Source organism: Streptomyces pimonensis (assembly GCF_041380215.1).
Classification (GTDB): domain Bacteria; phylum Actinomycetota; class Actinomycetes; order Streptomycetales; family Streptomycetaceae; genus Streptomyces; species Streptomyces pimonensis.
The window spans coordinates 58,260-70,341 of record NZ_JAHWZY010000012.1; the positions used below are offsets into that span (position 1 = coordinate 58,260).

General features: G+C 71.5%; 12 protein-coding genes. 6 read left to right on the top strand and 6 right to left on the bottom strand.

What is annotated here, in order from left to right; genetic code table 11:
- Positions 1 to 36 precede the first annotated feature (36 nt).
- Positions 37 to 2,784: a pyruvate dehydrogenase (acetyl-transferring), homodimeric type gene (gene aceE / locus KYY02_RS14315; protein ID WP_371238308.1), complete on the top strand. Its 2,748-nt coding sequence runs from the start codon at positions 37 to 39 to the stop codon at positions 2,782 to 2,784.
- 59 nt (positions 2,785 to 2,843) lie between these two features.
- On the opposite strand, the gene KYY02_RS14320 is transcribed toward aceE, so the two are convergent.
- Positions 2,844 to 3,152, bottom strand: coding sequence for a small hydrophobic protein (locus tag KYY02_RS14320; RefSeq protein ID WP_371238309.1), 309 nt, complete (start codon positions 3,150 to 3,152; stop codon positions 2,844 to 2,846).
- A 146-nt stretch (positions 3,153 to 3,298) separates the two neighbouring features.
- Positions 3,299 to 4,918, bottom strand: a complete 1,620-nt coding sequence (locus tag KYY02_RS14325) for an MFS transporter (protein ID WP_371238310.1) — start codon at positions 4,916 to 4,918, stop codon at positions 3,299 to 3,301.
- A gap of 111 nt (positions 4,919 to 5,029) precedes the next feature.
- Here KYY02_RS14325 and KYY02_RS14330 point away from each other — a divergent pair, with 111 nt between their 5' ends.
- The 3 genes from KYY02_RS14330 to KYY02_RS14340 all read left to right on the top strand — a co-directional run bounded on the left by KYY02_RS14330 (position 5,030) and on the right by KYY02_RS14340 (position 7,906).
- The gene (locus KYY02_RS14330) at positions 5,030 to 5,719 is read left to right on the top strand and encodes a TetR family transcriptional regulator (protein WP_371238311.1); all 690 of its coding nucleotides are present in this window, start codon (positions 5,030 to 5,032) and stop codon (positions 5,717 to 5,719) included.
- 54 nt (positions 5,720 to 5,773) lie between these two features.
- Positions 5,774 to 6,991 (top strand): alpha/beta hydrolase, encoded by a 1,218-nt coding sequence (locus KYY02_RS14335; protein WP_371238312.1) that lies wholly within the window; start codon positions 5,774 to 5,776, stop codon positions 6,989 to 6,991.
- A gap of 66 nt (positions 6,992 to 7,057) precedes the next feature.
- Positions 7,058 to 7,906, top strand: coding sequence for a DUF4429 domain-containing protein (locus tag KYY02_RS14340; RefSeq protein WP_371238313.1), 849 nt, complete (start codon positions 7,058 to 7,060; stop codon positions 7,904 to 7,906).
- A gap of 81 nt (positions 7,907 to 7,987) precedes the next feature.
- Here KYY02_RS14340 and KYY02_RS14345 read toward each other — a convergent pair whose 3' ends face one another.
- Together KYY02_RS14345 and KYY02_RS14350 are read right to left on the bottom strand one after the other, a co-directional pair.
- Positions 7,988 to 9,007, bottom strand: coding sequence for an aldo/keto reductase (locus KYY02_RS14345; protein ID WP_371238429.1), 1,020 nt, complete (start codon positions 9,005 to 9,007; stop codon positions 7,988 to 7,990).
- Positions 9,007 to 9,468, bottom strand: a complete 462-nt coding sequence (locus KYY02_RS14350) for a MerR family transcriptional regulator (RefSeq protein WP_442538148.1) — start codon at positions 9,466 to 9,468, stop codon at positions 9,007 to 9,009. The genes KYY02_RS14345 and KYY02_RS14350 overlap by 1 nt, the downstream gene beginning before the upstream one ends.
- Before the next feature lie 101 nt (positions 9,469 to 9,569).
- Here KYY02_RS14350 and KYY02_RS14355 point away from each other — a divergent pair, with 101 nt between their 5' ends.
- Together KYY02_RS14355 and KYY02_RS14360 are read left to right on the top strand one after the other, a co-directional pair.
- Complete coding sequence (locus tag KYY02_RS14355) at positions 9,570 to 10,040, top strand: GNAT family N-acetyltransferase (protein ID WP_371238315.1); 471 nt, start codon at positions 9,570 to 9,572, stop codon at positions 10,038 to 10,040.
- Between the two features lie 18 nt (positions 10,041 to 10,058).
- Complete coding sequence (locus KYY02_RS14360) at positions 10,059 to 10,880, top strand: serine hydrolase domain-containing protein (RefSeq protein ID WP_371238316.1); 822 nt, start codon at positions 10,059 to 10,061, stop codon at positions 10,878 to 10,880.
- A 60-nt stretch (positions 10,881 to 10,940) separates the two neighbouring features.
- Here KYY02_RS14360 and KYY02_RS14365 read toward each other — a convergent pair whose 3' ends face one another.
- Both KYY02_RS14365 and KYY02_RS14370 read right to left on the bottom strand, forming a co-directional pair.
- Complete coding sequence (locus KYY02_RS14365) at positions 10,941 to 11,207, bottom strand: hypothetical protein (protein WP_371238317.1); 267 nt, start codon at positions 11,205 to 11,207, stop codon at positions 10,941 to 10,943.
- A gap of 190 nt (positions 11,208 to 11,397) precedes the next feature.
- Entirely contained in the window at positions 11,398 to 12,057 is a 660-nt protein-coding gene (locus tag KYY02_RS14370) for a pirin family protein (RefSeq protein WP_371238430.1), read from the bottom strand.
- Positions 12,058 to 12,082 lie beyond the last annotated feature (25 nt).

Here is a 12,082-nt window from a genome sequence, read left to right on the forward strand (position 1 = left end):
GCCCGCCCCACGGCCCTCCGACAGGTAAGGAACAGCGTGGCTTCCGCATCCGATCGCAACCCGATCATCATTGGCGGCCTTCCGAGTCAGGTTCCTGACTTCGATCCCGAGGAAACGCAGGAGTGGCTCGACTCCCTGGACGCCGCGGTCGACGAGCGCGGCCGGGAGCGGGCCCGCTACCTGATGCTGCGACTGATCGAGCGTGCCCGCGCCAAGCGCGTGGCCGTCCCCGAGATGCGCAGCACGGACTACGTCAACACGATCCCGACCCGCGCCGAGCCGTTCTTCCCGGGCAACGAGGAGATCGAGCGCAAGATCCTCAACGCCACCCGCTGGAACGCCGCGGTGATGGTCTCCCGCGCGCAGCGGCCGGGCATCGGGGTCGGCGGCCACATCGCCACCTTCGCCTCCTCCGCGTCGCTGTACGACGTGGGCTTCAACCACTTCTTCCGCGGCAAGGACGAGGGCGACGGCGGTGACCAGGTCTTCTTCCAGGGGCACGCATCCCCCGGCATCTACGCCCGCGCGTACCTGCTGGACCGGCTGAGCGAGCGGCACCTGGACGGCTTCCGCCAGGAGAAGTCGAAGGCCCCGTACGCGCTGTCGTCGTACCCGCACCCGCGGCTGATGCCGGACTTCTGGGAGTTCCCGACCGTGTCGATGGGGCTCGGCCCGATCGGCGCGATCTACCAGGCACGGATGAACCGCTACATGCACGCGCGCGGCATCGCGGACACCTCGCGCTCGCACGTGTGGGCGTTCCTCGGCGACGGCGAGATGGACGAGCCGGAGTCGCTGGGCCAGCTGACCCTCGCCGCGCGGGAGGGCCTGGACAACCTGACCTTCGTCGTCAACTGCAACCTGCAGCGGCTCGACGGCCCGGTGCGCGGCAACGGAAAGATCATCCAGGAGCTGGAGTCGGTCTTCCGGGGCGCCGGCTGGAACGTGATCAAGCTGGTCTGGGACCGTACCTGGGACCCGCTGCTCGCCCAGGACCGCGACGGCGTGCTGGTCAACAAGATGAACACCACGCCGGACGGCCAGTTCCAGACGTACGCCACCGAGTCGGGCGCGTACATCCGCGACCACTTCTTCGGCGGCGACCACCGGCTGCGCGCGATGGTCGAGGGCATGACCGACGACCAGATCCTGCACCTGGGGCGCGGCGGCCACGACCACCGCAAGATCTACGCGGCGTACAAGGCGGCGGTCGAGCACAAGGGCCAGCCGACGGTGATCCTCGCGAAGACCGTCAAGGGCTGGACGCTGGGCCCGAACTTCGAGGGCCGCAACGCCACGCACCAGATGAAGAAGCTGACGGTCGCCGACCTCAAGCACTTCCGGGACCGGCTGCACCTGCCGATCTCCGACAAGGACCTCGAGTCCGGTCTGCCGCCCTACTACCACCCGGGCCCGGACACCGAGGAGATGCAGTACATGCACGACCGCCGCAAGGCGCTCGGCGGGTACGTGCCGACGCGGGTGGTGCGGTCGAAGCCGCTGCGGCTGCCCGATGACAAGACGTACGCGACCGTGAAGAAGGGCTCCGGCCAGCAGTCCATCGCGACGACCATGGCCTTCGTCCGCCTCCTCAAGGACCTCATGCGGGACAAGGAGATCGGCAAGCGTTTCGTGCTGATCGCGCCGGACGAGTACCGCACGTTCGGCATGGACTCGTTCTTCCCGAGCGCGAAGATCTACAACCCGCTCGGCCAGCAGTACGAGTCCGTGGACCGGGAGCTGCTGCTCGCCTACAAGGAGGCGCCGAACGGCCAGATGCTGCACGACGGCATCTCCGAGGCCGGCTGCACGGCCTCGCTGATCGCGGCGGGATCGGCGTACGCCACCCACGGCGAACCGCTCGTCCCGGTGTACGTCTTCTACTCGATGTTCGGTTTCCAGCGCACCGGCGACCAGTTCTGGCAGATGGCCGACCAGCTGGCGCGCGGTTTCGTCCTGGGCGCGACCGCGGGGCGCACGACGCTGACCGGTGAGGGTCTCCAGCACGCGGACGGCCACTCACAGCTGCTGGCGTCCACGAACCCGGCGTGCGTCGCGTACGACCCGGCGTTCGGGTTCGAGATCGCGCACATCGTGCAGGACGGGCTGCGCCGGATGTACGGATCCGACGAGCAGCACCCGCACGGCGAGGACGTCTTCTACTACCTGACCGTCTACAACGAGCCGATCCAGCACCCCGCCGAGCCCGAGGGCGTGGACGCCGAGGGCATCGTCAAGGGCCTCTACCGCTTCAGCGAGGGCGCGGCGGGTTCGTTCCCGGCACAGATCCTGGCGTCCGGGGTCGCGGTGCCGTGGGCGATCGAGGCGCAGCGGATCCTCGCCGAGGAGTGGGACGTCAAGGCCGACGTCTGGTCGGCGACCTCCTGGAACGAGCTGCGGCGCGAGGCGGTGGACTGCGAGCGTCACAACCTGCTGCACCCGGAGGAGGAGCAGCGCACCCCGTACGTGACGCGGAAGCTCTCGGCGGCGCGGGGGCCGGTGGTGGCGGTGTCCGACTGGATGCGGTCGGTGCCGGACCAGATCGCGCGCTGGGTGCCGGGGACGTACCAGTCGCTGGGCGCGGACGGGTTCGGGTTCGCGGACACGCGGGGGGCGGCACGGCGGTTCTTCCACATCGACGCGCAGTCGATCGTGGTGGCGGTGCTGACGGAACTGGCGCGCGAAGGACACGTCGACCGGTCGGTGCTGAAGCAGGCGATCGACCGGTACCAGCTGCTGGACGTGGCCGCGGCGGACCCGGGGGTCGCGGGAGGCGACGCGTAGGGCCCGTGCACAGGCGCAGGCCCCCGGTGAACACCGGGGGCCTGCGCCTTGACGCTGCGTCAGAACATCGAGTAGCCCGACGTGGTCGCTCCCGCCAGCCAGATGACGGCCAGGAGCGTGTCGATGGCGCCCAGGACGAGGGCGACCAGGGCCGGCGCCGAGCGGGAGCCCGCCCAGCTGCGGCCCATGGCGAGCCAGCCGCAGACGACCGCCACCGGGCCGAGGATGATCCCCAGCACGAAGAAACCGGCGACCGCGCAGATGGCGCCGATGATCCCGAGCGTCGCGCGATCCGGCCCGGACCGTGACCACGTCCGGCCACGTGTGCGGGGGTCCCTGCGCGTACCGTGTCCGAAGCTCGCCATCATCAACTCCCTGTGAGGGTGGGTCGATATGGCGGGTACCCCCGCTCCGGCGGTGAATTCACTCCGCGCGGACGGCCGGAGGGGCCGCCGCGTGCGCGCCGCTCCCCTCCGGCGGCGCGCACGCGGAGCGACCCCTGTCGCACGGCCCGTCAGATGTGGCCGACGCCCGCGCCCGCCTCCGCGTTCTCACCGCGCTTGGTGAGGAGGGCGACCAGCACCGCCACGGCGGCGACTCCGGCGGCGACCAGGGACGCCAGGCTCATGCCGGAGATGAAGGTGTCGTGGGCGACGTCGGTGATCTTCGTGGCGATCTCCGGCGGAGTGCCCTTCGCCACCGGGGCCACACCCACCTGCACGGCCTCGGAGGCCTGGTCGGCCTGTTCCGGGGTGAGCGGCGGGAGCCCGGCCTTCGCCCAGTTGCCCTCGAGGTCGCTGCTCACCTTGGAGGCCATCACGGCGCCGAGCACGGCCGTGCCGAGGCTGCCGCCGATCTGCATGGCGGCCTGCTGGAGGCCACCGGCGACACCGGAGAGCTCGAGCGGCGCGTTGCCGACGATGACCTCGGTGGCTCCGACCATGACGGGCGCGAGGCCGAGACCCAGCAGGGCGAACCAGAGCGACATCACGGCGCTGCCGGTGTCCGTCTCCAGCGTCGACATGCCGTACATGGCGAGGGCGGTGAACGCCATGCCGCCGGCGAGCGGGATGCGCGGGCCCACCTTGGTGATCACCACCCCGGCCAGCGGCGATCCGACGATCATCATGCCGGTGAGCGGAAGCAGGTGCAGGCCGGCGTCGATCGGGCTCATGCCGTGCACGTTCTGCAGGTAGAAGGTGACGAAGAACAGTCCGCCCATGAAGGCGATGGCCATCAGGACCATCAGCACGACACCCGCGGACAGCGGGACCGAGCGGAACAGCCCCAGCGGGATCAGCGGTTCCTTGACCTTCGTCTCCCAGAACGCGAACAGCAGGAAGCCGATCACCGAGGCGGCGATGAACCCCCAGGTCTTGCCGTCGCCCCAGCCCCACTCCGGAGCCTTGATCAGGGCCCACACCAGGCAGAACATCGCGGCCGACAGCAGGGCGATGCCGAGCAGGTCGAAGGAGCGCGGCGCGTTCCGCGCGCGGTGGTCGAGCAGGATCCACGCGCCGAGCACGACGGCGAGGACACCGACCGGCACGTTGATGAAGAACACCGACTGCCAGTTGACGTGCTCGACGAGGACACCGCCGAGGATCGGGCCGCCCGCGGTGGAGGCGCCGATGACCATGCCCCAGATGCCGATGGCCATGTTGAGCTTCTCGGCCGGGAAGGTGGCCCGCAGCAGACCGAGCGCGGCCGGCATCAGCAGTGCGCCGAACAGACCCTGGAGCACACGGAAGGTGACGACCAGCGCGATGCTGTCGGACAGACCTATGGCCCCCGACGCCGCGGCGAAGCCGACGACACCGATGAGGAAGGTCTGGCGGTGGCCGAAGCGGTCACCGAGCTTGCCCGCGGTGATCAGGCAGACCGCGAGGGCGAGGAAGTAGGCGTTGGTGATCCACTGGAGCTCCGACAGCGAGGCGCCCAGGTCCTCGCCGATGGCCGGGTTCGCGATGGCCACGATGGTGCCGTCGAGGGCCACCATCATGACGCCCACGGCGACGGTGAAGAGGGTGAACCAGGGGTGCCCGCGCAGCCCCTTGCCCGGGGCCACGCCCGACGGGGCGTCCGGCGTGCCGTCCCCCGGCCCCGTCGTGTCGATGGTCGTCTGACTAGTCATACGTTCGACACTAAAGTCAGCCGCTGACAGTTGACAAACCAATTCATCAGGCGGTCACTGACAGGACACTCGCGTATAGCCTGAACAGGGGAAACAGTTCGAGGAGGAGCCATGGGAACGGTCGGGACCGCCGCGGGCGCGCCGCCGCGACCGGGTCTGCGGGAGCGCAAGAAGCAGCGCACACGGGACTCGCTGGTCCGGGCCGCGCTGGAACTGTTCGCCACGCGCGGGTACGACAGGACGACCGTCGACGACATCGCCGCGGCCGTCGACGTCTCGCAGCGCACCTTCTTCCGTTACTTCGCGAGCAAGGAGGAGGTGGCGTTCTTCGTCCCCCGGCTCGCGGAGTCGCGCGTCGTCGAGGCCGTACGCAAACGCCCGCCGGGCGAGGCGCCGCTGGAGGTGCTGCGCCGGGCCGTGCTGGACAGCTGGGACGACATCACCGAGACCGTCGAGCAACTCGTCCCCCTGGAACTGCACCTGCGCGTCTACCGGGTGATCGAGTCGACGCCCGCCCTGCTCGCCGCCCATCTGCGCCGCGCGACGGAACTGGAGGAGGAACTGGCGCGCATCGTCGCCGAGCGCGAGGGACTCGACGTGGACACCGACCCCCGGCCGAGGATCCTGGTGGCCGCGTTCGGCGGGGTGGTCCGCGTGGCGGAGCGGCGCTGGTCCACCGGGGACGACTTCAGCGCGGCCGCCATGCGAGGCCTGCTGACGGTCTGTCTGGACCATGTGGGACCGGCGCTCGTGGGCAGCTGGCGCACGGATCCATCCCCGGATCGGCACCGCCAAACGTGATACCGATCACTTGCCCCACTCAGGACACTCCCGTTCTCCTAGTGTGTCCTTCCAGTGACTTCCTTCGACACCCCTTCGCAACCGAACGTCTGGCGTGCGCTGCTCGCACTCGCCGTCGTCCTCGTGATGCTGGCGACCACGGGCTGGACGACGCTGCGCCACCAGCGCCGTCCCGCTCCGCTCCAGGCGTCGCTCAGCGCCTGGGAGCACGGCCTGTTGGCCGGCCACCGGCTGCCGGACCCGCAGTCGGCGCCCGCACGGCTGGCCCGGTTCTTCGCCTCCCTCACCGAGGGGCAGCGCACCGGCCTCGCCCTTCGTTATCCGCTCGCGGTCGGCAACATGAACGGCGCACCGGTCCAGCTGCGCTACCTCGCCAACCGCATCGCACTGGGGCAGGCCCGCAAGGCCGAGGCGGAACGCGTGCACGACAGCCGCCTCACCGCCTCCGGCCGGCACCAGGCCGCCCGCAGGCTCGACCGCTTCGAGGCGCTGATGCGCCCGGGCCGGCACGTCCTCGCCTTCGACCCGGCGGGCTCCGGCCGGGTCGCCGAGGTCTTCGGCGACCTGCGCGGGGCCGAGCGGGTCTCGGTCGTCGTCCCCGGCGTCGACACCGACCTGCTCACCTTCCAGCGCACCCGGCGCGAGCACTCGGCCCCCGTCGGCATGGCGAAGTCCCTGTACGCGGCCGAGCGCGACGCCGCCCCCTCGACCCGTACCGCCGTGATCGCCTGGGCCGACTACGCCGCCCCCAGCGGGCTCGGCATGGAAGCGGCCACGGCGATGCGCGCCGAGGACGGCGCGCTGCGGCTGGACGCGCTGGTGCGCGGACTGCCCGGGACCGCCCCGGTGTCGCTGTTCTGCCACAGCTACGGCTCCGTGGTGTGCGGCGTCGCCGCGCACCGGCTGCCGGAGCGGGTGACCGACATCGCGGTGGCCGGCAGCCCCGGCATGCGGGTGGAGAAGGCGTCCCAGCTGAACACCACCGCCCGGGTCTGGGCGATGCGGGACGCCGACGACTGGATCCAGGACGTGCCGTACCTGGAGCTCGGCGGCCTGGGGCACGGGGCCGACCCGGTGGCGGCGGAGTTCGGTGCGCGGGTGCTGTCGGCACGGGAGGCGAAGGGGCACGCCGGGTACTTCGAACCGGGCACGGACAGTCTGCGGAACCTCGCCGAGATCGGTGCTGGCGCATACCGTGCGGTGTCCTGCGCGGACGCGGACGACACCTGCCGGGCGGGTTTGTCCGGTACGACCACTACCGGACGCGCGTAGAGGCGGAGATACTGCGGTATGCGTGGAGAAGGGACGGAGAAGCTCGTGCCGCATACGATGAGCCGCATGGGTGACGTACTGGCCGGTTTTCATGCCGCCTGGGAGTTCGGGCCCGACTCCGTGCTCATCCGTTACGAGCGGGGGCTCCGGACACCCAAGCTGTTCCAGGCGCTCGGGGAACGGCGGGTCCCGCTGGAGGCGATCGAGGCGGTGACCCTCGCGCCCGGGAAACGCGGCACCGTGGTCCTGCGGATCGAACTCCGGCCCGGAGCCGACCCGCTGCTGGAGGCCGCCTCCGGCCAGCTGAGGGAGAGCAGCGACCCCTACCGGCTGGTGCTGCCCGCCGAGCGCGAGACGCTCGCCGAGTACTACGCCGACGAACTGCGCGCGCAGCTCACCGAGTCCGGACCCGCCGAACGCCACCTGGTGGCCGCCCCCGAGGCTCCGCTGCAGTTCAAGGCGTACGACGGGAAGGCGACCTTCGACGGTACGGCGGTGTCGTTCCGGTGGTTCTGGACGGGGGCGTCGTCGGCGAAGTGGAAGGCCGGCGACCAGCGGTTCTTGGTGGGCGAGTTGAGCGGGGTGGAGTGGCGGTCGCCGGAGGTGTTCGAGGGACATCTGCGGCTGCTGCCGCGGGACGCGGGGGCGGCGGCGGGACAGCCCGATCAGGATCCGGCGGCTGTGGTGTTCGGGCTGGGGTACGGGCCCGTGCACGAGTCGCTGCCGTTCGCGGCGGCCGTACTGGCGGCGGTGCGCAACTGTGCGCCGGTGCCGGCGATGTCCACGGCGCGTGCGCGCCGTGACCCCGCGGACATCGCCGAGCGGATCCGGCACCTGGGGGAGCTTCACCAGGCCGGCCTGGTCACCGATGAGGAGTTCTCCTCGAAGAAGGCGCAGTTGCTCGCGGAGCTCTAGCGTCTGCCGGGTGCGGTTGCCCGTCGGGCGCGGGTCGTGCGCAGTGGCGCGCGCAGTTCCCCGCACCCCTGGCGGGTTGTCCTACTCCCTGCCCGCGGACGTGAACGCCATGTCCGCGTAGCGGGTGCCGGACACCTCGGAAGCGATGGGGTCCAGGAGAGCCAGTTCCTCCCGTGTCAGGGTGATGCGGGTCGCCGCCGTGTTCTCCTCCACGCGGGTCGGCCTGCGGGTGCCCGGGATGGGGACGACCGGGAGGTGGTGGACCTCCGACCGCTGGTGGACCCAGGCCAGGGCGATCTGGCCGAGGGTGGCGTCGTGGGACCGGGCGATCGTGCGGACCGGCTCCAGGAGGGCCGCGTTGGCCGCCGCGTTGCCGCCCGTGAAGCGGGGCATCCGGCGGCGGAAGTCGTCGGCCGTCAGGTCCTGGTCGGCGTCGGCGAAGGAGCCGGTCAGGAAGCCGCGGCCGAGCGGTGAGTACGGCACCAGGGTCACGCCCAGTTCGCGCGCGGCCGGTACGACCCTCGCCTCGATGTCCCGGCTGAACAGCGACCACTCCGACTGCACGGCGGCGATCGGGTGCACCCCGTGCGCGGCGCGCAGTTCGTCGGCCGTGACCTCGCTCAGGCCCAGCTGCTTGACCTTGCCCTCGCGCACCAGCTCGGCCATGACGCCGACGGTCTCCTCGATCGGCACGTCCACATCGCGCCGGTGCATGTAGTAGAGGTCGATCACGTCGACGCCCAGGCGCTTCAGACTCGCCTCGACGGCCTCGCGGATGTACGGCGCGTCGTTGCGGACGATCCGCCGGGTCGGGTCGTCCGGCGGGATGGACAGGGCGAACTTGGTGGCGACGACCACCTCGTCCCGGTGGGCCTGGAAGAACGGGGCGAGGAACCGCTCGTTGTCGCCCGCGCCGTACGCGTCCGCCGTGTCGTAGAGCGTGACGCCGAGTTCCAGGGCCCGCTCCAGGGTCGCCCGGGAGGCGTCCGCGTCCACCGGTCCGTAGGCGAAGCTCATGCCCATGCAGCCGAGGCCCTGCACGCCCACCAGGGGGCCGCCCTCGCCCAGTGCGGCCGTACCGATCCTGCCGACGTCGGTCATCATGTCCTCTCCGACGCCAGGGCCCGCCCGGCGTCCGCATAGAATCCGATCTTGCGGTCGAGCACGGCGAGCGTGCCCTGGAGCTCGGCGATCCGGGACAGCACGTCCTCGCGGGTCCGCCGGAGCAGCTCGAAACGCTCGGTGTACGTGTGATCGCCCGCGCGGACCAGCTCCGCGTACCGCACCATGTCCGCGACCGGCATCCCGGTCAGGCGGAGCTTGCCGACGAGGGCGAGCCAGTCGAGATCGCGGTTGCTGTAGCGGCGCTGGCCGGTGTGGGACCGGTCGATGTGCGGCATCAGTCCGATGCGCTCGTACCAGCGCAGGGTGTGCGCCGTCAGTCCGGTGAGGGCGACGACCTCGCTGATCGTGTACTTGTCCGCGCCGTCCGGCCGTCGATCCCCCTGCGGCGGCCCGGCGCAGGTGTCGGCGCCGGCCCCCGTGGTCTCCGTCTCCGTCAACGTCATGGCCCCACGCTAGAACGCTGGAGTGCACTCCAAGCAACCGCTGAAGGCAGGAAACGGGCGGGACTCGGAGGCGGATGGCTGATTAGCGTACGGTCATGACCTCTGTACGCCGTGCGACACCGAAGGACGCGGAGGAAGTGCCGCGTCTGCGCCAGATGATGATCGACTCGATGCCCCTGTCCGACCCGTCCACGGCCTGGCACGCCGAGTCGCTGCCCGTGCTGCGCGGCAGGCTGTCCGAGCCGGACGGCGCCTTCGTGGCGTTCGTCGTGGACCACCCGGAGCGGCCGGGCGCGCCGGCGGCGCTGGTGGCCGGATCGCTGGAGTACCGCATCGGCGGTGCGCGCAATCCGCGCGGCACCGACGGGTACGTGTTCAGCGTCGCCACCGACCCGGACGCGCGCCGCCGCGGCTACGCGCGCGCCTGCGTGGAGGCGCTGCTGGAGTGGTTCCGCGAGCGCGGCGCCCGTCGGGTCCGCCTCACCGCGTCCCCGCAGGCCGAGCCGCTGTACGTCGCGCTGGGCTTCAGGCCCAAACCGGACCCCTTGCTGGAGCTGACGCTCTGAGCGCTTAGGCTCGTCGGCATGTCGCTGAAGAGCCTCGCGCTGATCGAGAACTGGCCGGTCCCCACCGCCGCGGCGGGTGTCGTACGGGCGGACGGTGCCGTGTCGGGCACGCACGGCCCGACCGGACACCGCTTCCCGCTGGCCTCGGTCACCAAGCCGCTCGCGGCGTACGCGGTGCTCGTGGCGTACGAGGAGGGCGCGATCGAGCTGGACGAACCGGCCGGCCCGGAGGGCTCGACGGTCCGGCACCTGCTCGCGCACACCTCGGGGCTGGCCTTCGACGAGCACCGGGCGACCTCGGCCCCGGGTGAGCGGCGCCTGTACTCCAACGCGGGGTTCGAACAGCTCGGCGACCACGTCGCGAGGGCGACGGAGATCCCGTTCCCGGAGTACCTGCGGCAGGCGGTGCTGGAGCCGCTGGGCATGGTGTCGACCTCGCTGGCGGGCTCCCCGGCGAAGGACGCCGTCTCCACCGTGGACGACCTGCTGCGTTTCGCCGCCGAGGTGCAGGCGCCGCGCCTCCTCGACCCGCGCACGGTCGCCGCTGCGATGACGGTCCAGTACCCCGGCGCCAAGGGCGTCCTGCCGGGCTACGGCCACCAGAACCCCAACGACTGGGGCCTCGGCTTCGAGATCCGTAACTCCAAGTCCCCGCACTGGACGGGCGCGTCGTCCTCCCCTCGCACCTTCGGCCACTTCGGCCAGTCGGGCACGTTCCTGTGGATCGACCCCGACGCGGGCGCGGCCTGCGTGGCCCTCGCCGACCGAGCCTTCGGCCCCTGGGCGATCGAGGCGTGGCCGCCGTTCACGGACGCGGTGCTGGCGGAACTGCGCGGCTGAGCACCGCGCGCCGGCCGGCGGCCCCCACGGCCACCGGCCGGCCCCGGCTTGCTGTGCCGGTCACCCGCCCGTCGGTGGCTGGTCCTTCGCCGGGAGGGCCCACAGGACCCAGAAGTAGCCGTCCCAGTCACAGTAGAAGTTCACCCACCCCTGGGCGAGGAGCTCCTGCCCGTCCCGCGCGCACTCGAGCTGGTCCACCGTCCCACCGACCATCCGGTAGCCCCAGGGGTTGGTCTCGGCGGCGGACGCCGGACCCGCGGTCAGCGGAATCGCGACCATCGCGGTGCCGACCGCGGCAGCGGCGATACGGGAACGCCACGACTTCATACATCTCTCCCAACGGACATATCCGGAGCGGGCCTTGTCCTGCCTTGCCGTGCCGACCGCCGGCCCCTGCGCGGTCTGCACGGGGGAAGACGTCGATCCGCGACGGAGCGTTCGGAACGCGTGCGGAAAACTCGGTGAACGCGCGCCGACACCCGTCCCGCCCCTCGGGGCGGGACGGCGACGCCCTCCGCTAGACGCCCCGCATCTCCCACAGCAGCAGCTCCGCCGCCGGGCTCACGGCGACCGCTTCGACATCCTTCGCGTCCGTGATGCGGGCCGCGTCCCCCGGCCCCAGCTCCTCGCCGTCCAGGCGGACACCGCCGCGGACGACGTGGACGTACGCGTACGCGGCGTCGGGGACGGCGGTCCGCTCCCCCGCCGACAGCCGGCGTACGTGGAGCAGCGCGCCCGCCTCCGGGAGGGCGTACGGAGTGGAGTCCGCTGTACCGCGGACGACCTCGTAACAAGGGTCGCCGCCGGGCTCCAGCGGAGCCAGCCACATCTGGAGGAAGGTCAGGGGGCGGCCGCCCGCGTTGCGTTCCACGTGGCGGACGCCGGACGCGGCGCTCAGGCGTTGCACGTCGCCGGGGCGGACCACCGTCTCCCGGCCCGTGGAGTCCCGGTGGGTCAGCTCCCCCTCCACCACCCAGGTCACGATCTCGGTGTGGCTGTGCGGGTGCTCGTCGAAGCCGGCACCGGGGGCGAGGTGCTCCTCGTTGCAGGCGATCAGCGCGCCGAAGCGGAGGTTGTCCGGGTCGTAGTGGGGGCCGAAGGAGAAGGCGTGCCAGGTCTCGATCCCGGCCGCCGGATCGCCGCCCCAGTAGCGCTCCCGTGCCCGCCGTACGTCCATCACACGGTCCACCGTAGACCCGGCG